12 protein-coding genes and 3 pseudogenes are annotated in these 24,479 nt (G+C 70.3%); 8 read left to right on the top strand and 7 right to left on the bottom strand.

Annotated elements, in window-relative coordinates; translation table 11 throughout:
• Nucleotides 1–269: 269 nt before the first annotated feature.
• Together OG349_RS00190 and OG349_RS00185 are read right to left on the bottom strand one after the other, a co-directional pair.
• Nucleotides 270–767, bottom strand: a complete 498-nt coding sequence (locus OG349_RS00190) for an HAD domain-containing protein (RefSeq protein WP_327232586.1) — start codon at nucleotides 765–767, stop codon at nucleotides 270–272.
• On the bottom strand, nucleotides 764–2,017 hold the full coding sequence (locus OG349_RS00185; protein WP_327232585.1) for an IS256 family transposase: 1,254 nt from the start codon (nucleotides 2,015–2,017) through the stop codon (nucleotides 764–766). Before OG349_RS00185 ends, OG349_RS00190 begins: the two co-directional genes overlap by 4 nt.
• 287 nt (nucleotides 2,018–2,304) lie before the next feature.
• Between OG349_RS00185 and OG349_RS00180 the strand changes: the two genes are divergently transcribed.
• The gene (locus tag OG349_RS00180; protein ID WP_327232584.1) at nucleotides 2,305–3,507 is read left to right on the top strand and encodes a S8 family peptidase; all 1,203 of its coding nucleotides are present in this window, start codon (nucleotides 2,305–2,307) and stop codon (nucleotides 3,505–3,507) included.
• On the opposite strand, the gene OG349_RS00175 is transcribed toward OG349_RS00180, so the two are convergent.
• Nucleotides 3,491–3,946, bottom strand: a complete 456-nt coding sequence (locus OG349_RS00175; protein WP_327232583.1) for a hypothetical protein — start codon at nucleotides 3,944–3,946, stop codon at nucleotides 3,491–3,493. The genes OG349_RS00180 and OG349_RS00175 overlap by 17 nt on opposite strands.
• A gap of 388 nt (nucleotides 3,947–4,334) precedes the next feature.
• Between OG349_RS00175 and OG349_RS00170 the strand changes: the two genes are divergently transcribed.
• The 3 genes from OG349_RS00170 to OG349_RS00160 all read left to right on the top strand — a co-directional run bounded on the left by OG349_RS00170 (nucleotide 4,335) and on the right by OG349_RS00160 (nucleotide 7,224).
• Nucleotides 4,335–5,168: an alpha/beta fold hydrolase gene (locus OG349_RS00170; RefSeq protein ID WP_327232582.1), complete on the top strand. Its 834-nt coding sequence runs from the start codon at nucleotides 4,335–4,337 to the stop codon at nucleotides 5,166–5,168.
• On the top strand, nucleotides 5,161–5,727 hold the full coding sequence (locus OG349_RS00165) for a TetR/AcrR family transcriptional regulator (RefSeq protein ID WP_327232581.1): 567 nt from the start codon (nucleotides 5,161–5,163) through the stop codon (nucleotides 5,725–5,727). Before OG349_RS00170 ends, OG349_RS00165 begins: the two co-directional genes overlap by 8 nt.
• A 441-nt stretch (nucleotides 5,728–6,168) precedes the next feature.
• Complete coding sequence (locus OG349_RS00160; protein ID WP_327232580.1) at nucleotides 6,169–7,224, top strand: hypothetical protein; 1,056 nt, start codon at nucleotides 6,169–6,171, stop codon at nucleotides 7,222–7,224.
• Nucleotides 7,225–7,376: 152 nt separating this feature from the next.
• Here OG349_RS00160 and OG349_RS00155 read toward each other — a convergent pair whose 3' ends face one another.
• The gene (locus OG349_RS00155; RefSeq protein WP_327232579.1) at nucleotides 7,377–7,898 is read right to left on the bottom strand and encodes a hypothetical protein; all 522 of its coding nucleotides are present in this window, start codon (nucleotides 7,896–7,898) and stop codon (nucleotides 7,377–7,379) included.
• A 486-nt stretch (nucleotides 7,899–8,384) separates the two neighbouring features.
• On the opposite strand from OG349_RS00155, the gene OG349_RS00150 reads away from it, so the two are divergent.
• Nucleotides 8,385–8,924 carry a hypothetical protein gene (locus OG349_RS00150; protein ID WP_327232578.1) on the top strand — a complete coding sequence of 180 codons (540 nt, stop codon included), beginning with the start codon at nucleotides 8,385–8,387 and terminating at the stop codon, nucleotides 8,922–8,924.
• A 423-nt stretch (nucleotides 8,925–9,347) separates the two neighbouring features.
• Entirely contained in the window at nucleotides 9,348–9,776 is a 429-nt protein-coding gene (locus tag OG349_RS00140) for a GNAT family N-acetyltransferase (protein WP_327232577.1), read from the top strand.
• Nucleotides 9,777–9,885: 109 nt separating this feature from the next.
• Here OG349_RS00140 and OG349_RS00135 read toward each other — a convergent pair whose 3' ends face one another.
• Nucleotides 9,886–10,311: a hypothetical protein gene (locus OG349_RS00135; protein ID WP_327232576.1), complete on the bottom strand. Its 426-nt coding sequence runs from the start codon at nucleotides 10,309–10,311 to the stop codon at nucleotides 9,886–9,888.
• A gap of 238 nt (nucleotides 10,312–10,549) precedes the next feature.
• Between OG349_RS00135 and OG349_RS00130 the strand changes: the two are divergent.
• A pseudogene (locus tag OG349_RS00130) lies at nucleotides 10,550–11,134 on the top strand (helix-turn-helix transcriptional regulator); the annotation flags it as partial.
• Nucleotides 11,135–11,165: 31 nt separating this feature from the next.
• A pseudogene (locus OG349_RS00125) lies at nucleotides 11,166–11,983 on the top strand (IS5 family transposase).
• A gap of 498 nt (nucleotides 11,984–12,481) precedes the next feature.
• Here OG349_RS00125 and OG349_RS00120 read toward each other — a convergent pair.
• Both OG349_RS00120 and OG349_RS00115 read right to left on the bottom strand, forming a co-directional pair.
• Nucleotides 12,482–19,594: a type I polyketide synthase gene (locus OG349_RS00120; protein WP_327232575.1), complete on the bottom strand. Its 7,113-nt coding sequence runs from the start codon at nucleotides 19,592–19,594 to the stop codon at nucleotides 12,482–12,484.
• 204 nt (nucleotides 19,595–19,798) lie between these two features.
• Nucleotides 19,799–24,460, bottom strand: a pseudogene (locus tag OG349_RS00115) (SDR family NAD(P)-dependent oxidoreductase); the annotation flags it as partial.
• Nucleotides 24,461–24,479: the final 19 nt, after the last annotated feature.

Below are 24,479 nucleotides of genomic sequence, written 5' to 3'. Positions count from 1 at the left end.
CGTCTTAGGGCCGTTGGCCTGGCAGTCGGTCACCGAGAGGGGCCTCACGACGTTCAGCCGGCTCGTGGTACCGGTGATCTGCGTCGCCCTCGTGGCGTTCCCGCTCGTCCTGGCCCGCGTCGTCTACCTCTCGGGCCGACGCAAGGGCAAAGAGCGCCTGACCGCGGCGACCCCGGCGACGCTGACGCTACTCGGCCTGTCCGTCGTACCGTTCACGGCTCTGTCCCTGAGAGTAATAGTCAAATCCTGTGGATCTTCGCGGGTGAACCTCAAGCCAGCCGCAGCCATTGATCAAGGATCCCGAAGTCCTGGTCGGTGAGGCCGCGGGACGACGCGACGTGATGGAGGAGGGCCGGCGCGGGGTGGTGGGTGGATACCCAGTCGCGATCGGCGTCGGTGATCTCGTCGTCGACCCAGGCGAATGGCCGTTTGTCCGCCCACTCCACGAGGGTTCGGGTTTTCCAGTGGAGTCCGAACCATTGGTCTTCGCGTTCGTGGGAGGCGCAGGGTTCCGGCCAGTTCACGACCGGCAGGTGCGGCAGGCCGAGCCGTGGTGCCAGCTCGGTGTTCGCCTCCTCTTCCCAGGTTGTGGCCCAGACCAGGTCGCACGGCAGCGCCGTGAGCCGCGGCCCGACCTGCGGATCGAGCCGCGCCAGGTGTGAGTCCGATGCGGTGCCCGATGGCTCGCGCTGTGGGCCGTCGCCGAACGGCAGGAGCGGCCCGTCGACGTCCAGGAAGAGCAGTGGACGGTTCCCGCGCGCGGTCACGCTGCGCTCACCTCGGGACGTTCGACGAGGTGGCCGTTCTTGAACGTGGCGCCGTTGCGGACAAGGGCGACGAGGTGAGGTGCGGTGATCGCGCGCCAGCGGGCCTGGGCGGACTCGGCGAGCTTGAACACCATCGCCAGGGCTGCGGCCGGGCTGCCGGCGCCACGGGTGACCCGGGTCCTCAACTTGACGGTGCTGAAGGTGGATTCGATTGGATTTGTCGTTCTGAGGTGCACCCAATGTTCGGCAGGGAAGCCGTAGAACGCCAGGAGTTCATCGGTCTCGTCGATGACCTTCTTCACCGCCTTCGGCCACTTCGCACCGTAGGTCCGCTCGAACTCCTTGACGGCCTTCTCGGCGTGGTCGCGGCCCTCGGCGTTGTAGACCTCCTGCAGGGCCTTCTTGGCGCCGGGCTGTGCGGACTTCGGCAGCGCGTTCATGACATTGCGGACCTTGTGAACCCAGCACCTCTGGTGTCTGGCCTGCGGGAACACCTCAGTGAGAGCGCGCCACAGACCCATCGCACCGTCACCGACGACGAGCTCGGGGTCCCGCATGCCGCGCCGCCGGCAGTCACGCAGCAGGTCGGCCCAGGACTCGGTGGACTCGCGCAGGCCCTCGGCGAGCGCGATGAGTTCCTTGCGGCCGTCCGTGCGCACGCCCATGAGGACCAGGACGCAGGAGCGGGCCTGGCCGAGGCGGACCTTGGGATGCACACCGTCCGCCCACACGTAGACGTAATCGGACTCCGACAGGTCGCGGGCCTGGAAGGCGGCGTGATCGTCCTGCCACTGCTTCGTCAGACGCGTCACGGTGGCCGGGGAGAGCCCGGCCGAGCTGCCGAGGAACTGCTCCATCGCGGGCACGAAGTCACCGGAGGACAGTCCGTGCAGGTAGAGCAGGGGCAGCACCTCGCTGATCTTCGGCGACTTCCGGCACCAGGGAGCCAGGATCTGCGACGAGAACCGCTTGCGCTCGCCCGTCTCGGTGTCGACGCGCTTGTCGTTCACACGCGGTGCCTTGACCGGGACCGGCCCGGCGGCCGTGGTCACTGTGCGCTCGGCGTGGTGGCCGTTGCGGACCACAAGCCGGCGCCCCTTCTCGTCGCGCTGGTCGGTCAACTCCGCTATGTATTGGTTGACTTCGGCCTCCAGGGCCGCGGCGAGCATCCTCCTGGCGCCCTCGCGGACGATGCCGTCCATGAGGGAGCCGCCCTCGGTAGTTCCGTCGTTGTTGACTACGCTGAGCACGGGCGTACCTTCCCAACCCGCGCGCCAACGCGGGCCTACTCGATGACCAGAAGTCGATCACTCGGGAAGGTACGCCCTCCGCGTTCCGCGAGGCACCCTTCTCAAGGTCGATCCACAGGTCTTGAGCATTGCTCTGTCCCTGATAGTCGTGTACGGAGACTGACTCCGCCGACGGGAGGGCTCCGCAGCCCCGGCCCGTTCACGAAGATGCCGTCACTGCCGGCGTGGGGCGAATCGCCGACAAGGGTCCTTGGGAAGGATCGTTTCCGCGTGATCGTCTGGCCCGCGTGAACACTCGCACCAAGCTCGCTCTCGCCGGCGCCGTCGTGCTCGCCCTGTCCGGGCCCCTCGCCGCCAGTACGGCCTCCGCCTCCGCCTCCGCTCCGGCCCGCGAACCCGCACCGCTGGTGCATGCGGCGAACCCGGTACCGGGCAAGTACATCGTCACTCTCGACAAGCTCGTCGATCCCGCCACGGCAGCGGCCAAGTTGGGTCTGAAGCCGACCGTCCTCTACAGCAAGGTCCTCAACGGCTTCGCCGTCCCCCTCACTCCCTGGCAGTTGACGCTTGTCCGTGGCAGCCTCGGTGTGAAGGCGGTGGAGGAGGACGCGAAGGTCTCCGCGCCCCACTCCACGACCACGCCCTCCGCGTTCGCCCGCCAGAGCCCGGCCCCGGCCTGGGGCCTGGACCGGATCGACCAGCAGAAACTACCGCTCGACGGGAGGTTCACCACGGCGGGCGACGGCGCCGGGGTGAGCGCCTACGTCCTCGACACCGGAATCGACTACGGCCACTCCGAGTTCGGCGGGCGCGCCACGTTCGGCTTCGACACGGTCGGAGACGGCAGGAACGGCGCGGACTGCAATGGCCACGGCACTCACGTCGCCGGCACCGTCGGCGGCAGGACCTACGGCGTCGCCCCCCGCACGAGCCTGGTCAGCGTCCGCGTCCTGAACTGCCAGGGCAACGGCGAAGACTCCGCGGTGATCGCGGGCCTGGACTGGGTCGCCAAGAACGCCGTGCAGCCCGCCGTCCTCAACGCCTCCCTCGGCGGCGACACGTCCCCGGCCCTCAACGCCGCCGCGACCGCCCTGTCCGAAGCGGGCGTCCTGCCGGTCCTCTCGGCGGGCAACGACGCGAAGAACGCCTGCGGCGCGTCCCCGGCCTCGGCGGACCGGGTGGTCACGGTGGCGGCGAGCAACAAGCGCGACGAGGAGAGCGCCTTCTCCAACTGGGGCCCCTGCGTGGACCTCTACGCCCCCGGCGAGGACATCCTCTCCGCCAAGCTCGGCGGCGGCTCCCTCTCGCTGAACGGCACCTCGATGGCCGCACCCCACGCCGCCGGAGTCGCCGCCCTCTACAAGCAGGCCCACCCCGAGGCAGATCCGGCCGAACTCGCCGGCTTCCTCGCCTCCGAGTCCACCAAGAACGTCCTGACCAAGCTCAGCAAGACCTCCCCCAACGCGATCCTCTTCACCGACGGACTGTAGCCCCGGCCCGGACGTGGACGTCGCCGACCTGTACGTCGGCGAGGGCGATCCGGGGCAGCCCGTCACCGATGGAGAGCGTGCCGCCCATCAGTTCTTCCACGGCTCGTGGCATCAGGTCGGGCTGCTCGCGGAGGCGTTGCATCGTCTCGGGGTGCTGGACGAGGGTGAGGACGGCGTGGAGGAGGAACACGCAGGTGCTCATGGCACCTTGTCCCAGTTGGCGGTGCTCGTGCGGCAGGCCGAGCACTTCACAGACCATCCCCGCGGAGTACGGCTCGGCGAACCGCGTCCGCAGATCGACGGGCGGTCCTTCCTCGACCACGCTGTCGATCAGTTCGTGCACCCGCGCCCGCATCCACTGGGCACTCGCCGGGCCGGGCCGGGGGCCGAAGGCTCGGAGTACCTCCTGGTGGAGTCCGGCGCTGTTGACGTTGCCCATGGTGTTGACGACTTCCGGCGCCGGACTCCCCGTAACCGCTTGGCCGCGCTCCTGCGCGCATCCGCCCGTTCCTAGCCGAACGCCTCACACACCGGTCCGGACAGAGATCGGCATGGATCACGTCGACCACCTCTAAGCGCCCGGTCGCCCAGGAGATAGCCCTCGCCAGTCGCCGGCGGCTGAAGTAGCCCCGGCCCGGACGCGGACGTCGCCGACCTGTACGTCGGCGAGGGCGATCAGGGGGAGGGACTCCAGGTCAGGGCGGCATGACGGGCACGCCGACCGAGCGCCAGGAGCCACGTTTGATCTTGTACGGAGGATCGGTTGACGGACGCGGCTTATGGCATTAGCTTTTAGCTATCAAGGTTAGCCAAACGTGAGGGATGCCATGACCGAGTTTGTGACAGTCGATGACGGCACGATCGCGTACGAGGTGACCGGCGAGGGCCCGCTGGTCGTCCTGGCGCCCGGCATGGGGGACAGCCGGGAGGCGTACCGGTTCGTCGCGCCCCGCCTGGTGTCCGCCGGGTACCGGGTGGCCACGGTCGACCTCCGGGGGTGCGGCGGGTCGAGTGCGGTGTGGCCGTCCTACAGCCGTACCGACATCGCCGGCGACCTGCTCGCGCTGATCCGCGTCCTCGGCGGCCCCGCCGTACTGGTCGGTCACTCGATCTCCGGCGGCGCCGCCACCATCGCCGCCGCCCAGGCACCCGACGTGATCACCGGCATCGTCGAACTGGGTCCGTTCACCCGCAAGCAGACGGTCAAGCCGGGCGACCTGCGCTTCGGTCGCTACCGCAAGGCGGCACTCCGGATGGCCGGCGCCGGCATGCTGGGCAGTGTGGCGCGCTGGCGCGCCTACCTCGACACCGCTTACCCGGGGAAGAAGCCCGCCGACTGGACCGAACGGCTGGATCGGATCGACGCGATGCTGCGTGAGCCCGGCCGTATGAAGGCGTTTCAGAAGATGTTCCAGTCGGCGCCGACCGATGCCGGGGCGCAGCTGGAGAACGTACGGTGCCCGGCCCTTATCGTGCAGGGGTCGCTCGACCCGGACTGGGCCGACCCCCGGGCCGAGGGCGAAGCGATCGTGGCCGCGCTGCCGGCCGGGCTGGGGCAGCTTGAGATGGTCGAAGGCGCGGGCCACTACCCGCACGTCCAGTATCCCGACGAGGTGGTGTCCCTGATGCTCGCCTTCCTCCAGGCGCACGCCCGTGCCTAGGGCCGGCCTCAGCCCGGCCGCCGTTGTCGCGGCGGGCGCGGATCTCGCCGACGAGGTCGGCTTCACGGAGCTGTCCATGGGTCTGCTGGCCGAGCGGGTCGGCGTACGGACGCCGTCCCTCTACAAGCACACCGCCTCGCTGGACGCTCTCCGCCACGGCATCTCCGTACTGGCGAAACGCGAATTGGGGCATACGCTCGCCCGGGCCACCGCCGGCCGGTCCGGCCGGGACGCGGTCCACGCGATCGCCGACGCGTACCGCCGCTGGGCTGTCGATCACCCCGGGCGCTACGCGGCCACCATTCGCGCACCCGCCGCCGGTGACGAGGAAGACCAACAGGCCAGTGACGATGCCCTCCAGATCTTCCTCGACGTCCTCGCCGGTTTCGGACTGCGTGATGCCCGTGCCATCGACGCCACCCGCACGCTCCGCTCGGCGCTGCACGGCTTCGTCACCCTGGAGAGCGCCGGTGGCTTCGGGCTGCCCCAGGACGTCGACCGTAGCTACGGCTACCTCGTCGACACCCTGATCGCCGGCCTCCGGACAGCCCCATCCTGATCACTCACCGCCCACGAAGAGCCGATATGACCGCCACCGATGGTCCCGGCGCCGGGAGCCCGCGTTGATCAGCCGCACCGGCCGCACGTGCGCACGACCGCCTCGCCTGAGCGCCGGGCCGGTGATCCGAAAGAGGTCCGCCGGGCGGGCTTCGCGTCGCACAGTGCGGGGGGTGTCCGCAACACCGGACCAATGGACGCCCCGATCGCCGCCGCCCCGCCCGGCCGAAAGCCGGCTGGCCCGCACCTGGATCTCGCGCGTACAGCCGGTGGCGGAGGCCCCACTCCGCCGCGGCGTCCTCGCGGAAGCGATACGAACATCGTCGTACTTCGCCATGGACCAAGATGACCTCGTGGTTTCCCTATGCCATCGCGGCATCACGCCAACTGCGACGCTTTCCTGTGCGCCGCAACGACGGGCCGCTAGGTGACGGAGGCGTACGTGCCGAACCAGGGGGACCTTGACCGGCGCTACGCGGCGGATATGGCGCAGGTTGTTGTTCTGCGTATGGCTGGGGTCCGGGCTTCGGGAACCGCGGTCACGTGGCAGGCGAACCGCTGCTGGCCCTTTGCCCTTGCGGTCGGGCTGCCGTTTGTCGCTGCCGGCGTGCACCTGGGATTCTTCTCGACCACCGTGCCGGAGTTCCAGACCTCCGGCATGTGGCTTCTGTACTACACACTGGTCAACCTCGCGGTGATCCTTTGCCAGTGGATAGGCTGCCGGAGCTTTCACGCGATGTGCGACTCCCTGGACCGCATGCTCACGCCGACCGGCCGCGTGGGGGTACACACCTGGATCGACCGCGGGATCTCTGCGAAACGCCAATGGCGCTACACCGTACTCGGCGCGGTAGCGGCTGTTGGCGCGATGTTCGGAATTCAACGTGCGGTGGGAACCACACCACGCCTCTTTGTCGACGTCGCCTCCTACATGGTGATCGTGGTGACCGGCGCCGCGGCGGCCAACAGCAACTATTGGATGATCCGCGCCATCCGGCTGGCGCGCATCGTGACCAACCCGGCGAACGTCAAGCTCCTGTGGTTCGCGCCGTCGCGCACTATCGGTCTCGAGCGGGTCGCCCGCTGGTACCGATTTGTCACGCTGGTAGCAGCCGCAGGCTTGTGCCTCGCCTTCGTCCCCATCATCTACGTATCCCGAATAGACCCGGGCAATGATCTCCTCATCACCATCAAGTGGGTCCTGGCCGGCACGTTCATGGTGGCCATCACACTCTTCGGCCTCTACTCGCAATGGCGCCTGTCGTGGATCGTCGAACAGGTAAGGGCCGTCTCGATCAGGCGACTTGAGGAAGCGCTGCCCCCTCGCGCCCCTCGGCGTGCCTCTGACATCTCGGAGGCCGACGCGCGAGTGAACGACTTGCTGTCGTACATCGTCGCGAGTCCCAACACCGCCGTGAATGGCCAGACCCTCGCCTCCACACTCCTGGCGATGTTCGCCGGTGCTCTTCCCTTCATCGTCACCGTACTGCTGAGGTGACGAGGCCTGAGCGGAGGCTTGTCGCAGAACCGGACGGCAACGGTTCGCCGGGTTGCCGGCGGCGTCCCAGGCGGGCTCGAAGACTTCGGACCCGGCGCCCAGCCTGCCACGGTGACAACGGCTGGAAGCGGCAGGCTCCGTCAGCCCCCCCGTCAGTGTCCGAGGGCCGCTTTCGCCGCCACAAGGATCAGCCCCAGGACCAGATTGACGATGCTCTCGATACCCGCCTGGGTTCGGGACGCACCGGCACGCAGAGCTCCGAGGAAGGCCCAGGCGACCAGTTGCGCCAGCGCGACGGCCAGCGCGAGCCATCCTGCGCCGGTCAGCCCCAGTCCCAGGAGAGGGCTCACCGCCACGGCTGCGGCGGGCAGCAAGGCGGCCTCGAAGATGGGCCGCTCGTGCCGCCCGACGCGTCGGGTCTCGGCCCAGCTGACGCGTCGGCCGATCTGGCGCTCGCCGACGAGCCGTGCGTAGACGTGGGCGGCCCAGAAGACCAGACCGGTCACAAGGAGCAGCACGGCGACCTGGAGCCGGGGGAAGTCGCCGACCGCGCCGGCCGTGGCGATCACGGAAGCGGTGAGAAGCGATCCGTAGAGAGCGCCCGCGTAGTCCGTCCGTGCTGCCGGCCGGCCCGCCGGGTCTGGTCTGCGCGGCCAGGGACGAAGGCTGTTCACCGGTACAACCTATAGATCCGGCCCGCCCCCGGGCCGCACCACACGTGGACGTTCCCGCAAGTGGGCGGCAGGCCGCCGCGGCATCCGCTCCGCGCCGACACGTGGAGTCCGACCGAGCGGCCAGCCACGGGCACGACATCCTCCGCCGACAGCAGGCGCGGCGCTCTTGTCCCGCCCAGTAGCCCATTGGCTCGCCTCAGCGGCGACCCTCGACCTTGGCTTGCTGCTGCCCCGGACGTACGTCGCTCTGGTCGGCGTCCCTCTGCTTCCACGGAGATCTCTTGGTGTTCACCGGCCGTTCAGGCCGCTGGGTGGCCGCACTGGGCGGGCGAAACTACGGTTGGCGGCATCCGGTGGGGCCATCCGGCACCGGCGCGGCTACTCCTCGCGGACCGCTGTGGGTGTTGAGCCTGGGCCGGAGGCTGCGGTGTGGGGCAGAGATGTCGGGGGGTGGGGTGACCCTCTGCGTAGCGAGTAGGGGGCTCGGTGATCAGACACGTCCACCATCACCTGATGGGCGCCGCGATGGCGGTGAGCTCCTGCGCCGTCAGCGCGCCGGTGTCGTTCGGCGTGCGGGGATTCCCCGCCGTGGCCGACGGCGTGGTGTGGAGGTTTGCTCTCTGCTTCTTGGGCGGCGTCGTGCTCTTCGGGATGCTCGCGGCTTCCCGGTCCAAGTGGGTCGGTGAGGTGCGCATTTTCGAGGAGGCGGTTCCGCTGCTCGACCCCGAAGCCCTCCGGCCCGCCGAGTACTCTCCGCGCCGCAACATCGTCGACAAGCGTTTCTTCTCCGTGCTGCTGGTGCCGTCACTGGTCGCGGGGCTGGCCCTGAGCCCCTGGCTGTCCCTGATCCCCCTTTGGCTCTCCCTGGACTGGCTGATCCGGGCCGGCGTCGCCGAGCGCTGGGAGAGGAAGAACGCGGTGCTGTTGTGGCGGGGGCACGTCCCGGACAGGTCGTGGGAGCTCTCGTACTCCCCGCGCAGGCTGTCGCCACCGACTCGACCTGGCACCGATACACCGCCCGAGTGACCAACTCCCTCTCGGATTCGGGAGTTCGACAGCGTCTCACCACGTGATGACCAGCACCCCGGTCTCGCGGGGGCCGGGAGGTTTTGCGGCGCAGGGGCGGGCGGCTCCTCTCCTGCGCGCAGAGCACGACGCGGTACCGCCTCAGGGCCCTTCCACCGGGCTTGTATACCCGGTGTGGCTGGCGCCCGGTGAAGATCGCGCGCATTCTGAGGGGCGATGCCTGGCCTTCGGACGCGGATGTCCGGGCCTGGTGCATGGCCTGTGACGGGGACGATCAGGCTGACGGCCTCATCGCCCGTCGACCGTGGGGGCGCCGGTAGCGGGGGTGGAGTGGAATCTTCCTGATCCGGCGCCGCTGTCGTTCGTACGGTGTCGGGTCTGAAATGCTTGTGGGCTGGTGCCTCGGGTATCACATGATCGGAGATGGACGGTTTGAACGACCTGTACGAGTTGCGTGAGGGTGTGCCTTCCGTGGCGGTTTTCCGGCGCTTGCGTACCGATGCCGGCTTGTCGGACAAGGCCCCGGAAGCGGTGGCGCTCGCGTTGCCTCATACGTGGTACGGAGTGCTCCTTCAGCATGAGGGAGAGCCCATCGGTATGGGCCGCGTCATTGGTGACGGCGGTACGGCGTTTCAGATTGTCGATGTTTGTGTTCATCCCGTACACCAGGGCCGTGGCCTGGGTGGGCGCATTATGGCCGCGCTCACCGGGGAACTGGAGCGCCGGGCGCCCGCTACCGCCTACGTCTCACTGATCGCGGACGGCCCTGCCCGTGTTCTCTACGAGAAGTTCGGTTTCGCGGATACCGCGACGCACGATTCGATCGGTATGTACCGGGTGATGGGCGCCTGATGACGGGGAAGCGGAAGGCCGGTCCGGCGGAGGGGGCGTCGGCGCCACTGATGTGAGGGCCGGGCTGGGAGAGCTGCCGGGCCTGTGGATAGGGAGTTTCGGTCAGTGATCACTGATTGGGCGGGACCGACTCGCGGTTTCTTTCGTCTTCGGCCTGCCACCGTGCCGTGTCCCGCCGGTGTGCCTGTACGACGGCGCCGGCCATGAGCACGACCGTGGCCGCGAACGATGCCGCCAGGGCGGGGTTGAGCCAAGCGGGGACGACCTGGCTGTTGAAGAGTCTTCCGTCCGTGGTGCGGCACATGATGTTCAAGGGGATCAACCGCACCTCGTGCCCCAACACTTGCGCGTCCTGCGGGCGATTGGGTGTGTAGCGGCATTGGTGCATGGGCGTGGAATCCGCTCCTTCCCCGACCTGGCTGACGGTGAGTCCGACCAGCAGGAGGCCGAGGAGGTATACGCAGGCGGTGACGACGGCGGCGAAAATCGCCGTGCCGCGTATGAATGTCGAGTCACTTCGGTCAGGCTGGATCACGGGCTCACAGTATCGGTGTGGTGGACACACCTCATACGCCTGCCGCCGGGCTCCAGGTTGTTCTGGCCTGATCGTTCCTCTACTACGACGCCGACGGACTGATCGAGGCGCGGCTCCCGCGCGACCGCGAACTGTACGAGTGCCTCGTCAAGGCCCTTCTCGCGTGGACCGGCGAGGACATGGTCGCGACGCGCGACTATGGGCGGATCGCGCTTCAACTGACCTGCCAGGCCCGGACGGTCGCCTCCGACGTGCGGTGTTGGGGGTTGGTGTGGTGGTGGAGGAGTTTGGTGTTTGGGTGGGTGGTTGTGGGGATGTGGTGGTGTCGGCTCAGTTGGCGCGTTGTCGGGCTTTGTTGGCTTCTGGGGGTGAGGCGGGGTGGTGGTTTGAGGAGGCGTTGCGTCGGCATGGGTGTGTGTCTGGTGATTTTGAGCGTGGTCGTACGTTGCTTCTTTATGGGCATTGGTTGCGGCGTCGTCGCAGGACTCGTGAGGCCAGGGGGCCGTTGCGGGATGCTCTTGTTGCTTTTGAGCGGTGTGGTGCGGATTTGTGGTTGGGGCGGGTGCGTGGTGAGTTGCGTGCTGCGGGTGAGGCGGTGTCCGATCCGGCGGGGGAGCGGTTTCGCGGGGTGGGTGTGTTGCGTATGCTGACGCCTCAGCAGCAGCGGATTGCCCGTTGTGTGGCGGAGGGTGCCACTAATCGTGAGGTGGCGCTGCGCTTGTCGTTGAGTCCCCGTACGGTGGATCACCATCTGCGTAATGTGTTCGCTACCCTGGGCATCCGTTCCCGCATCGAACTCGTCCGGTGGCTCGACCAGGCCTAGGGGGTGTCTTTCTGGTCATCGGGTTGTTGGTCTGGTCGTGAGGGGTGGGGAGATTTCTGATGCTGTGTGGGCGGTGATTGCGCTGTTGTTGCCGCCGGTGGGCCGGGGTCGTGGCCGGTGGCGGGGTCATCGCCAGGTCCTTGGGGGCATCGTGTTCGCGTTCCGCATCGGGCTGTCCTGGAGGGATCTGCCCGAGCGGTTCGGTCCGTGGCAGAGCGTCTACGGACGTTTCGGCCGCTGGGCCGTCGACGGTACCTTCGGCCGCCTGCTGGCCGCGGCGCTGGCGCGGTCGGAGGTGGGCTGGCTGGTTGCGATCGGTTCCACGATCGTGTGCGCGCACCAGCACGCGGCCGTCGAAGGGGGCTTGAGGAACGCGGACCGGGATGCTCCCGCGGGGGGCTGACCAGCTTGCTCGACCTTGTCTGCGGCGGCCGTGGCCGGTTCCTGGCTTTCCTGGTCACCGGCGGCAACGGTAACGACTGTACCCGGGCCGGAGCTGTCATCGGCGGGATCCGCGTGCCGCGGCCGGGCCCGGGAGGGCCTGGGACCCGGCCTGGCCACGTTGTCGCTGGCAAGGGCTACTCGGCCCGTGCTTTTCGGGCTTGCCTCCGCCGGCGTGGGATCAAGGCGACGATTCCCGGACGCGTTGAGCAGGTCGCCGGACGCAGAGGACGCCGCGAACGGCCCTGCCGGTTCGACTCGGCCGCCTACCGGCGGCGCAACGTCGTCGAACGCTGCTTCCACCGCCTCAAGCGATGGCGCGCCATTGCTACCCGCTGCGACAAACGCCCAGACCGCTACCTCGCCGCCATCACCCTCGTCAGCACACTCATCTGGCTCAACACGTGATCGACAAGACACCCCCTGGGGCGTGTCCGCGAAGTGGGTTCTGGCTCGCGGCGTCTGGCACGCGGGCTTGCGGCGTTGTCGGACCCACTCCGTACATCCGGTACGGGGTGGGTCCTCCGCCTTGCGATCGTACGCACCGGGCGCGGCGGGCCAGGCCCTGCGGGCGGACGGCCCTACTTCGCGGACACGCTCTGGGCTGTGGGGCATCCTCTGTGGTGCTGGAAGCGGGTGGGGTTTTCGGGTGTGTTGTCCGGGTGTGGGGTGAGGTCGTTCGTCGGTGAGGGAAGTTGGTGTGCTGCGTTCGGGCCCGGTGAACGCTTTTCCGTCCTTGCCTGTCTGGCGGGTATGGGCCGTATGCGTGGCGTGGGCGCCCGGGCGGTGTCCGGCCGGGCGCGTCGTCTCCTGGACCGCGTGGTGTTCGTGGCGCTGTGCGTTTGGTGGCCGGCCGGGGTGCGGGCGGGGCGGCGGCTGGGTGTTCTTGTGGGTGTGGGTGTGGGTTTAGGTGGGTGGTGTGTGTTGGGTGTTGGTGGGGTTGGGGGGTGGGGGGTAGTGGCCTTGGTCGATGAAGAATTGGATGTAGGTGGTGAGGAGTTGGGGGGTGATGGGGGGGCAGTGGATGTTGGTTCCGGTGAGTGCCCGGGTTGTTTCTGTGGTGTCGATGGGGGGGTAGAAGGCGTCGGTGTGGTTGGTCATCATGTCGAAGGCGTGGAGGAGGGGTTGGAGGGCGTTGTCGGGGTTGTTCTGGATGGTTTGGGTGAATTGGTGGCGGGTGGTGTTGTGGAGTGGGTAGCCGAGGGTGCGGAGGTGTTCGATGCAGTCGGTGAGGGTGAGGGGGTGGGGGTTGTGGAGGTGGTAGGTGTGGCCGGTGGTGTGGGGGTTGTCGGCGAGGGCGAGGATGGCGGCGCTGACGTAGTCGGCGGGGAGGAGGTGGAAGCGGCTTTGGGTGTGGGTGGGGGCGGTTTGTGTCTGGAGGATGCCTTTGAGGGTGAGCCAGACGAAGTCGCGGGTTTGGCAGGCGCCGTTTTTCTGGTCGCCGGAGATGACGTCGACGCGGTAGGTGGTGACGGGGATGCCGCGGGTGCGGGCGATGTCGAGGATTTGTTCGGCGACCCATTTGGTTTTGAGGTAGCCGCTGGGGAGGTGTTGGGGGGGTCCGGTGGGGTCGGTTGGTTTGAGGGGGGTGCCGGGTGTGCGGGGGCCGTTGAAGACGCCGACGGTGGAGACGTGGTGGACGGGGATGGTGTGGTGGCGGGTGGCGAGGCGGAGGATTTCTTGTGTGCCGCCGACGTTGGCGGGTTTGAGGGTGGTGTAGGGGTGGAGCCAGTGGACGGTGGCTCCGGCGTGGTGGATGACGTCGAGGGTGCGGGCGAGGGTGTTGAAGGTGTTTTCGGTGAGTCCGAGGAGGGGTTGGGCGAGGTCGCCGGGGTGGACGGTGAGGCGCTGGGGGTCGATGTCGTCCCAGACCCGGTACCACTTCAGGCTGGTGGTGAGGCGTTGGAGGGCGGTGGTGGTGTCGGTGCCGCGGACGAGGCAGTGGATGTGGGCGGTGGTGGTGCGCATGAGGTCGCGCAGGAGGAATGTGCCGAGGAAGCCGGTGGCGCCGGTGAGGAGTATGTGGCGTGGTGGGGTGGTGCGGGGGGTGTGGGGGGTGGTGGGGCGGATGTCGTCGTCGAGGTGGATGTCGGCGGTGTAGTCGGTGGTGTCGGGGGTGTTGGTGGTGTCGGCGGGTTGGGTGCTGGTGGTGTGGGGGGTGAGGCGGGTGAGGAGGTGGGTGGCGAGGGCGTGGGGGTGGGGGTGGTCGAAGACGAGGGTGGCGGGGAGTTTGAGGTGGGTGCGGGTGGTGAGGCGGTTGCGTAGTTCGACGGAGGTCAGGGAGTCGAGGCCGAGTTGCTGGAAGGGGCGGTGGGGGTCGATGTGCTGGGGGGTGGTGTGTCCGAGTGTTCCGGCGATTTCTTCGAGGATGGTGCGGGTGACCGCTTCGTGGCGTTGTTCGCCGGTGAGGTGGGTGAGTTGTTCGGTGAGCGGGGGGGTGTGGGGGGTGTCGCTGTGGACGTGTGGGCGTGGGGGGCGGTGGGCGAGGGTGGTGAGGACGGTGGGGATGTGGGGTTGTGCGCTCAGGGCGGTCAGGTCGAGGGGGGTGGCCACGGTGTCGGGGCGGCCGGTGCGCAGGGCGAGGTCGAGGAGGGTGGGGCCCTGGGTGGTGGGGACGGGGAGCAGGCCGGTGCGGGCGATGCGTTTGAGGTCGGTTTCGCTGAGGTTGCCGGTGAGTCCGGTGCTTTGGGCCCATAGGCCCCAGGCGATGGAGGTGGCGGGCAGGCCGGTGGCGGCGCGGTGGTGGGCCAGGGCGTCGAGGGAGGCGTTGGCGGCGGCGTAGTTGGCCTGGCCGGGGCCGCCGATGAGGGCGGCGACGGAGGAGAACAGGACGAAGGCGGTGAGGGGGAGGTGGCGGGTGAGGTCGTGCAGGTGCCAGGCGGCGTCTGCTTTGGGGGTGAGGACCGCGGCCAGGCGTTGGGGGGTCATCGCGGGGATGAGCCCGTCGTCCAGGATGCCGGCGGTGTGGATGACGCCGGTCAGGGGCCGGTTTGCGGGGATCGCGTCGATGAGGGCGGCGAGCTGGTCGCGGTCGCCGGCGTCGCAGGCTTTGATCGTGACGCTCGCGCCGAGGCGGTTGAGTTCCTGTGCGAGTTCCTGGGCTCCGTGTGCCCGGGGGCCCTGGCGGCCGGCGAGCAGGAGGTGGCGTACGCCGTGTGAGGTGGCGAGGTGGCGGGCGAAGAGGGAGCCCAGGGTTCCGGTGCCGCCGGTGATCAGGACGGTTCCCCCGGGGGTGAAGGCGGGTGTGGTGGGGGGCTGGGGGCGGGTGGCCCGGGTCAGGCGGGGCACGGTCATGGTGCCCTGGCGGATCGCGGCCTGGGGTTCGCCGGAGGCGGCGGCCGCGGCGATGAGGGCGGGGTCGGTGCCGGGTTCGGCGTCGATGAGGATGATACGGCCGGGTGCTTCGGACTGGGCGGAGCGCAGGAGGCCCCAGGCCGCGGCGGCGCCCGGATCGGTGATCGGCTCCCCGGGGGTGGTGCTGACGGCCCCGCGGGTCAGGACGGTCAGGGTGTGGGTGCTGTCCTCGTCGGCGAGGTGGCGCTGGGCCAGCTGGAGTGCGCGCAGGGTCGTCTCGTGCAGCGAGGCCAGGGGATCGGCCGGGTCGGCGGAGCGCAGGCGCTCGATCACGTTGCCGGCCGGCATGCCACCGGCCGGCATGCCACCGGCCGGTACGCCACCTGCCGGTATGCCGTCGGCCGGTACGCCACCTGCCGGTGCGCCGGCGGCCGGCGTGTGGGTGGCCGGTATGCCGTCGGCCGGTGTTCCGCCGGCCGGTATGCCGTCGGCGGGTGTTCCGTCGGCGGGTGTGTGGGGGGCGGGTGTTCCGGTGGTGGGGGTGAGGTGGTGGGGTGTCCAGTCGAGGTGGAAGAGCGCTTCGTGGTCGCGGGCGGCCGCGGCCGCGAGTGCGGTCAGGTCCAGGGGCTCCACGGTGACGGCCGTGATGTCCGCGACGGGCTGTCCCGCGGGGGTGGCCAGCCGTACGCTCGCGGTGCCTTCGCCGCCGCGGGCCAGGTGTACGCGCAGGGTGGTCGCTCCGGCGGCGTGGAGCCGCACGTTGTGCCAGGCGGTGACAATGCCCGCCCCCGCCCCCGCCCCCGCCTCGGTCTCGGCTCCGGCTCCGGTCTCGGCTCCGGCCTCGGCCTCGGCGTCGGCTCCGGCCTCGGCCTCGGCGTCGGCTCCGGCCTCGGCCTCGGCGTCGGCTCCGGCCCCGGTCTCGGCTCCGGCCCCGGTCTCGGCTCCGGCCCCGGTCTCGGCTCCGGCCCCGGTCTCGGCTCCGGCCCCGGTCTCGGCTCCGGCCCCGGTCTCGGCTCCGGCCCCGGCCTCGGTCCCGGCCCCGGCCCCGGCCCCGGCCCCGGCCTCGGCCTCGGCCCCGGTCTCGGCTCCGGCTCCGGCCTCGGTTCCGGCTTCCCCGGCCCCGGCGTCGGTCTCGGCCTCGGTTTCCCTGTTCCCTGTGTCGGTTCGGGTTTCCCCGGCTCCGGTTTCCCCGGTCTCGGCTTTTGGTTGGGTGCTGGTTTTTGTTGGGGTGGGGGTGAGGAGGGGGAGCAGGGCGGCGTCGAGGAGGAGGGGGTGTAGTGCGTAGGGGTTTGTTTCTGTGGGTGTGCCGGGTGGCAGTTCTACTTCGGCGTACAGGTCGTGTCCGTGTTGCCAGAGGCGGGTCAGGGCCCGGGTCTGTGGGTCGTGTGTGATTCCGTTTTTGGTGGATTGTTCGTAGAGGGTGTGGGGGTCGAGGGGGGTGGCGCCGGCGGGTGGCCATGGGCCGGGGTGGGGTGAGGGGGTGTTGGGTGTGGTGGCCGGGGTGGGGTGGGGTGTGGTGCTGAGCAGGCCGTGGGCGTGGGGGGTCCAGGGGGTTTGGGTGTGGTCGGGGCGGGTGTGGAAGGTGAGGGTGCGTTGTCCGTTGGTGTCGGGGGCGCCGAGGCGGATCTGGAGGTGGATGGCTCCTTCGGCGGGCAGGGTGATGGGTTGGGTGATGTGGAGTTCGTCCAGGGTGGTGCAGTGTGCTTCGTCGCCGGCGCGTATGGCGAGTTCTACGAGGGCGGATTCGGGCAGGACGGGGATTCCGCCGCGGGTGTGGCCGGCCGGCCAGGGGGTTGTGGTGCGGGTCAGGCGGCTGGTGAACACGGTTTCCTGGGTGCCGCTGAGGGGGAGTGCGGCACCGAGCAGGGGGTGTGCGGCGGGGAGGAGTCCGAGTCCGTTGGCGTCGGCGGGTGTGGTGGCGGGGTCGATCCAGTACCGCTCGTGCTGGAAGGCGTAGGTGGGCAGGGGGATGTGCCGGGCGCCGGTGCCGGCGAAGTAGGCCTTCCAGTTGGGTCCTGCTCCGGTGTGGTGGAGCCGGCCGAGGGCGGTGGCCAGTGTCCGGGCCTCGGGCCGGCCGTGGTGGAGCAGGGCGGTGGTGGTGAGGGTGTCGGGGGTCCCGTGGAACGCGTTTTGTGCGAGGGCGGTGAGTACGCTGTCGGGTCCCAGTTCGACCAGGGTGGTGACGCCGCGTTCTTTGAGGGTGTGGAGTGCGTCGTTGTAGCGGACGGTGTGGCGGACCTGGTTGGCCCAGTAGTCGGGGGTGCGCAGGTCCTCTCCCTCGGCGGGGCGGCCGGTGAGGGTGGAGACGACGGGGATGGCCGGGGGGTGGTAGGTGAGTTGTTTGGCGGTGGTACGGAAGTCGTCGAGCATGCCGTCCATATGAGGGGAGTGGAAGGCGTGCGACACCGTGAGCCGCCGCGTCCGGTATCCCTGTTCGGCCAGCCGGGCGGCCACCTCCTCGGCTGCTTGTGTGTCGCCGGAGATGACGACGGAGGCGGGCCCGTTGACAGCCGCGACACCGATCTCGCTCTCGCGTCCCGTGAGGAGGGGGCGGACCTGGTCCTCGGGCGCCTGGACGGCGATCATGGCCCCGTTGGGGGGCATGGCCTGCATGAGGCGGGCCCGTGCGGTGACGAGGCGGGCGGCGTCGGCCAGGGTCAGGACACCTGCCAGATGAGCCGCGGTCACTTCACCGATGGAGTGCCCGGCGAGGTAGTCGGGGACGATGCCCCAGCTTTCCACCAGCCGGTAGAGGGCGGCTTCGAGGGCGAAGAGGGCCGGCTGGGTGTGGGCGGTGTCGTCGAGGCCTTCACCGGTGGTGATGATCTCCCGCAGGGGGCGTGGGAGGTGGGGGTCGAAGTGGGCGCAAATAGTATCGAAGGCTTCGGCGTAGGCGGGGTAGGCGGCGTAGAGTTCCATGCCCATGCCGGTGTGCTGGGCGCCTTGCCCGGTGAACAGGAACGCGATCCGTCCCACCGCCGGCCGCCCGCCCCCCGCCGGCACCCCTTCCGCGAGCGCCCGTAGTTCCGCGAGGAGTTCGTCGCGGGTGCTGCCGGTTATGACGGCGCCGTGGTCGAGGGTGGTGCGGGTGGTGGCCAGCGAGTACCCGATGTCCCCCACGCGCAGCGAGGCATCGGCCTCGACATGCGCCAACAGCCGTTGTGCCTGCCCGGCAAGCGCCTCCGGGGTCTTGCCGGAGAGGATCCAGGGCACCACCCCCGCCGGACGCACCACCCCGGCGCCCGGCTCCCGCGACAGGACCGACAGGGCTTGCGGGGCCGCCACTTGCGGGGCCGACAGGGCCTGCGGGGCTTGCGGGGCCTGTGGGGTTGGTGGGGCTTCCTCCAGGATCACGTGCGCGTTGGTGCCGCTGACTCCGAACGCGGAGACGGCGGCGCGCCGGGGTTGGCCGCCGCGGGTGGGCCAGGGGCGTTTTTCCCTGAGTAGTTCCACGGCGCCCAGGGACCAGTTGACCATGGGGGTGGGTTCGTCGATGTGGAGGGTGGGGGGCAGGACGCGGTGGCGCAGGGCCTGGACCATTTTGATGACGCCGCCGACGCCGGCCGCCGCGACGGTGTGGCCGATGTTGGATTTCAGTGAGCCGAGCAGGAGGGGTTGTCCGGTGGGGCGGTTCTGGCCGTAGGTGGCGAGGAGGGCTTGTGCTTCGATGGGGTCGCCGAGGCGGGTGCCGGTGCCGTGGGCTTCGACGGCGTCCACATCGGTGGGGGTGAGGCGGGCGTTGGCGAGGGCTTGGCGGATGACGCGTTCTTGTGAGGGGCCGTTGGGGGCGGTGAGGCCGTTGCTGGCGCCGTCCTGGTTGACGGCGCTGCCCCGCAGCACGGCGAGCACCCGGTGGCCGTTCTTCTGGGCGTCGGAGAGGCGTTCGATGACCAGGATGCCGGCGCCTTCGGACCATGAGGTGCCGTCGGCCGCGGCGGCGAAGGATTTGATGCGTCCGTCGGGGGCCAGGCCTTTTTGCCGGGAGAAGTCGACGAAGCCGCCGGGGGTGGCGGTGATGGTGGCGCCGCCGGCCAGTGCGAGTGTGGATTCCCCGCTGCGTAGTGACTGTGCGGCGAGATGCAGGGCGACCAGGGACGAGGAGCAGGCGGTGTCGATGGAGACGGCCGGGCCTTCGAGGCCCAGGGTGTAGGCGATACGGCCGGAGGCGACGCTGCTGAGGCGGCCGGTCATGAGGTGGCCTTCGAGTTCCTGGGGTCCTTCGAGGCCGAGGTAGCTCTGTTCCACCAGGCCCGCGAACACGCCGGTGCTGGAGCCTTTGAGTGAGGCCGGGTCGATCCCGGCGTCCTCCAGTGCCTCCCACGCGGTTTCCAGGAGCACGCGCTGCTGGGGGTCCATCGCCCTGGCCTCGCGGGGGGACACGCCGAAGAAGCCGGCGTCGAAGAGGGCGGCCCCGTCGAGGAATCCGCCTTCCCTGGTGTAGGAGGTGCCGGGGGTGTCGGCGTCGGGGGAGTAGAGCTGTTCGAGGTCCCAGCCCCGGTCGGTGGGGAAGCCGCCGATGGCGTCGGTGCCTTCGGCGACCAGGTCCCACAGGCCGTCGGGTGAGGTGACGCCGCCGGGGAACCGGCAGGCCATCCCGACGATGGCGACCGGTTCCTCACCGGCGTTCTCCAGCTCGGTGATGCGCTCACGGGCCTTTTGCAGATCCGCGGTGACCCACTTCAGGTAGTCGACCAGCTTCTGCTCTTTGGACGGGTCAGCGGACATGCGGGATCAGTCTCTCCTCGTCGGTGCCGGTGGGCCGGTAGGCCGGCGGGCCGGTGCCGCCACCAGAACAGCAGTGGTGGCGGCGGTGGCGGAAACGGCGGCGGCGGTGGTGGCAGTGGTGGGGGTGGGGGTGGTGGCGGAAACGGCGGCAGTGGTGGGGTGGTGGGGTGTGCTCCGGGCCGGTGGGCCGGTGGTGGCCGGGTGTCAGCCGGTACCGCGGCCGAGTTGGTTGTCGATGAAGTCGAAGATGTCGTCGGTCGAGGCGGCCGCGAACGGCTCGCCGGGTTCCCCGCCGTCCCCTTCGGGTGTTTTGGCGTTGAGTTTTCCCAGCAGCGCGTGCAGGCGTACGGAGAGGGCGGGGCGGGATTCGTCCTGGGGTGGCAGGGCGGCCAGGGAGGCTTCCAGCCGGTCGAGTTCGGCCAGGACGGTTTTGGCGGGGTCTTCGGCGGGGGGTGCGGCCAGGGTGAGGAGGAACGCGGCGAGTGCCGCGGGGGTGGGGTGGTCGAAGACGAGGGTGGCGGGCAGGGGGAGGCGGGCGGCGGCGCTGAGCCGGTTGCGTAGTTCCACAGCGGTCAGGGAGTTGAAGCCGAGTTCCTGCAGGGGCCTGCCGGGGGTGAGAGCTGTGGCCGAGGCGTGGCCCAGTACGGAGGCGATCTCCTTGGTGACCATGGCGGACAGGTACGGTTCCCGTTCGGTCGCGGGGAGGTTCGCGAGCCGTTGGGTGAGGGCGGCCGGTGCGGTGCCGGCCGGTGCCCGTGCGGGGCCCCGCACGGGGGCCGCCGCGCTCACGCCGGCGATCAGTGCCGGGCGTCCTGAGGCCAGGGCGTCGTCGAGCAGGGCCAGTCCCTCCTGGTCGGTGAGGGCCCGGAAGCCTTCTCGCGCCGAGCGGGTCAGCTCTCTCTCGTCGAGGTCCGCGTTGATTCCTCCTGTTTGCCACAGGCCCCAGGCGACGGAGGTGGCGGGCTGGTTGTGGGCGGCGCGGTGTTCGGCGAGCGCGTCGAGATACGCGCTGGCGGCGGCGTAGTTGGACTGGCCGGGTGCGCCGAACACCCCGGCGGCCGAGGAGAACAGGATGAACGCGCTCAGGTCCAGGTGCCGGGTCAGTTCGTGCAGGTGCCGGGCGCCGTCGGCTTTCGGTGCGAGGACCGCGGCCAGGCGCGGGGAGGTCATCGCGGAGAGGAGGCCGTTGTCGAGGATGCCCGCGGTGTGGACGACCGCGTTCAGGGGGTGGCCGGCCGGGATGTGGGTGATCAGTGCGGCGAGCGCGTCGCGGTCGGTGACGTCGCAGGCGGTGACCGTGACCGTGGCGCCCAGAGCGGACAGTGCGGATACCAGGTCCTGTGCCCCGGGGGCCTGGTCTCCCCGGCGGCTGGTCAGCAGCAGGTGGCGCACGCCGTGTGAGGTCACGAGGTGGCGGGCGACCAGCGAGCCCAGGGTCCCGGTGCCGCCGGTGATCAGGACGGTGCCGGCGGGGTCGAACACGGGGGCGGAGGGGGTGGTGGGGGTGGTGGGCAGGGGGCGCAGCCGGGGTGCGAGGACCCCTTGGGGGCGTATGGCCGTGCGGGCGTGGCCGGAGGCGACGATGGCGTCCAGGACGGCGGGATCCGCGTCCTGGGAGGCGTCGATGTCGATGAGGATGATGCGGCCCGGTGCCTCGGACTGTGCCGAGCTGAGCAGTGCCCAGGCGGCGGCGGTGTACGGATCGGGGACCTGGCCGGCGGGGACGGCGTTGTCGGTCAGCACGATGAGGGGGATGTCCGCCAGCCGGTCCTCCGCGAGCCACTGCCGGGCGAGAGCCAGTGCCTGGTGCGGTGCCTCCTTGGAGGCGGTGAGGTGGTGGAGTACGGCGGTGGGCCCCGCCCCGCCTTCTGCCTGGGCCGCGAGGTCCGCGACCCGCGAGAAACGCGCCGCCCCCACCAGCACCCCGGCCGGTGTCCCGCCCAGCGCCCCGGCCGGTGTGCCGGGTTCTTCCGGGGTCAGTACGGCCCAGCGCGCCGTTGCGGCGGGCTCGGGCAGTTCGAGGGGCTCCCAGGTGCGGTGGACCAGCCCGCCTTCCTGGGCGCCGTCGTCCGCGGCGGGGATTTCGGGTGTGAGCCAGAAGGGTTCGTGCTGGAAGGCGTAGGTGGGCAGGGGGATGTGCCGGGCGCCGGTGCCGGCGAAGGAGGCCTCCCAGTCCACCCGTACCCCGCTCAGATGCAAGGTGCCGATCGCGCCTGCCAGGGTCCGGGCCTGCGGCTGCCCCCGGCGCAGTGCCGGCACGGCCGTCAGCGCCTCGGGCCGCTCCGCGCCCGCCACCGCGAGCGCGCTCAGCACACCGTCGGGCCCCAGCTCCAGCAGCGTGGTGACCCCTTGCGATTGCAGGGTGTGGAGTGCGTCGTTGTAGCGGACGGTGTGGCGGACCTGGTTGGCCCAGTAGTCGGGGGTGCGCAGGTCCTCTCCCTCGGCGGGGCGGCCGGTGAGGGTGGAGACGACGGGGATGGCCGGGGGGTGGTAGGTGAGTTGTTTGGCGGTGGTGCGGAAGTCGTCGAGCATGCCGTCCATATGAGGGGAGTGGAAGGCATGCGACACCGTGAGGCGCCGCGTCCGGTATCCCTGTTCGGCCAGCCGGGCGGCCACCTCCTCGGCTGCTTGTGTGTCGCCGGAGATGACGACGGAGGCGGGCCCGTTGACAGCCGCGACACCGATCTCGCTCTCCCGCCCTGCGAGGAGGGGGCGGACCTGGTCCTCGGGCGCCTGGACGGCGATCATGGCCCCGTTGGGGGGCATGGCCTGCATGAGGCGGGCCCGTGCGCTTACGAGGCGGGCGGCGTCGGCCAGGCCCAGGACACCGGCGACATGAGCCGCGGTCACTTCACCGATGGAGTGCCCGGCGAGGTAGTCGGGGACGACGCCCCAGCTTTCCACCAGCCGGTAGAGCGCGACCTCGAGGGCGAACAGCGCCGGCTGGGTGTGGGCGGTGTCGTTGAGGCCTTCACCGGTGGTGATGATCTCCCGCAGGGGGCGTGGGAGGTGGGGGTCGAAGTGGGCGCAAATAGTATCGAAGGCTTCGGCGAAGACGGGGTAGGCGGCGTAGAGTTCCATGCCCATGCCGGTGTGCTGGGCGCCCTGCCCGGTGAACAGGAACGCGACCCGTCCCACCGCCGGCCGCCCGCCCCCCGCCGGCACCCCTTCCGCGAGCACCCGCAACTCCGCGAGGAGTTCGTCGCGGGTGCTGCCGGCTATGACCGCACCGTGGTCGAGGGCGGTACGGGTGGTGGCCAGCGAGTACCCGATGTCGGGCACGGTGAGCGAGGCATCGGCCTCGACATGCGCCAACAGCCGCTGTGCCTGCCCGGCAAGCGCCTCCGGGGTCTTGCCGGAGAGGACCCAGGGCACCACCCCCGCCGGCCGCACCCCCCCGGCGCCCGGCTCCCGCGACAGGACCGACAGGGCCTGCGGGGCCGCCACTTGCGGGGCCGACAGGGCTTGCGGGGCTTGCGGGGTTGGTGGGGCTTCCTCCACGATCACATGCGCGTTCGTACCGCCGAAGCCGAAGGACGACACCCCGGCGCGCCGCGCACGCCCCGTCTGGGGCCAGTCGGTGGTCTCGTTCAGGAGTTTGACGGCGCCGGAGTCCCAGTCGACCATCGGGGTCGGCTCGTTCGCGTACAGCGACTTGGGCAGGACACCGTGGCGCAGGGCCTGGACCATCTTGATGACGCCCCCGACCCCGGCCGCCGCCTGGGCGTGCCCGATGTTCGACTTCAGCGAGCCCAGCAGCAGCGGTTGTCCGGCGGGCCGGTCCTGCCCGTAGGCGGCGAGCAGGGCCTGGGCCTCGATGGGGTCACCCAGGCGGGTCCCGGTGCCGTGCGCCTCCACCGCGTCCACATCGGCCGGGGTGAGGCGGGCGTTGGCGAGGGCTTGGCGGATGACGCGTTCCTGGGCGGGGCCGTTGGGGGCGGTGAGGCCGTTGCTGGCGCCGTCCTGGTTGACGGCGCTGCCCCGCAGCACGGCCAGGATCCGGTGCCCGTTCCTCTGGGCGTCGGAGAGGCGTTCGACGAGCAGCAGGCCCACCCCTTCCGACCAGCCGGTCCCCTCCGCGCCGGCCGCGAACGACCGGCAGCGCCCGTCCGCCGCCAGCCCCCGCAGCCGCGAGAACTCCACGAACGCGACCGGCGTCGACATCACCGTCGCACCCCCCGCCAGTGCCAGGTCGCACTCCCCGTTGCGCAGCGCGTTCGCCGCCAGGTGCAGTGCCACCAGCGAGGAGGAGCAGGCGGTGTCGACCGTGACCGCCGGCCCCTCGAAACCGTAGGTGTAGGACAGGCGGCCCGAGGCGACGCTGCCCGCGCTGCCGCTGAACAGATACCCCTCGAAACCGTCGGCCGGCAGGTGGGGGCGGGAGCCGTAGTCGTTGTACATCACCCCGGTGAACACGCCCGTCCGCGAACCGCGCAGGGCCCCTGGGGTGATCCCGGCGCTCTCCAGTGCCTCCCATGTGGCCTGGAGCAGGAGCCGCTGCTGGGGGTCGGTGGCCAGGGCCTCGCGGGGGGACATCCCGAAGAAGTCCGCGTCGAAGCCGTCCGCGTCGTGGAGGAATCCGCCCTCGCGCCCGTAGGAGGTGCCGGGGTGGTCGGGGTCGGGGTCGTAGAGGCGGTCCAGGTCCCAGCCCCGGTTGGCGGGGAACTCGCTGATGGCGTCGGTGCCTTTCGCGACCAGGTCCCACAGGTCCTCGGGCGAGGTGACGCCGCCGGGGTAGCGGCAGGCCATGCCGACGATCGCGATCGGCTCGTGCTGCCGGTCGTTCGCCTCGTGGAGCTGTCTGCGTGCGTCACGGGCATCCGCGACGGCCTTCTTGAGGTAGTCGCGGAGTTTGTCCTCGCCCGCCATGGTGTTCTCCACTCCT

It is taken from the genome of Streptomyces sp. NBC_01317 (genome assembly GCF_035961655.1).
Taxonomy (GTDB): domain Bacteria; phylum Actinomycetota; class Actinomycetes; order Streptomycetales; family Streptomycetaceae; genus Streptomyces.
This window is presented reverse-complemented; position numbering and strand designations above follow the sequence as displayed.

Excerpts from the sequence above, each read along its gene's own strand:
- OG349_RS00170 (WP_327232582.1), top strand. The coding sequence starts at position 4,335 with ATGACCGAGTTTGTGACAGTCGATGACGGCACGATCGCGTACGAGGTG.
- OG349_RS00120 (WP_327232575.1), bottom strand. The coding sequence starts at position 19,594 with ATGTCCGCTGACCCGTCCAAAGAGCAGAAGCTGGTCGACTACCTGAAG.
- OG349_RS00140 (WP_327232577.1), top strand. The coding sequence starts at position 9,348 with ATGGACGGTTTGAACGACCTGTACGAGTTGCGTGAGGGTGTGCCTTCC.
- OG349_RS00175 (WP_327232583.1), bottom strand. The coding sequence starts at position 3,946 with ATGGGCAACGTCAACAGCGCCGGACTCCACCAGGAGGTACTCCGAGCC.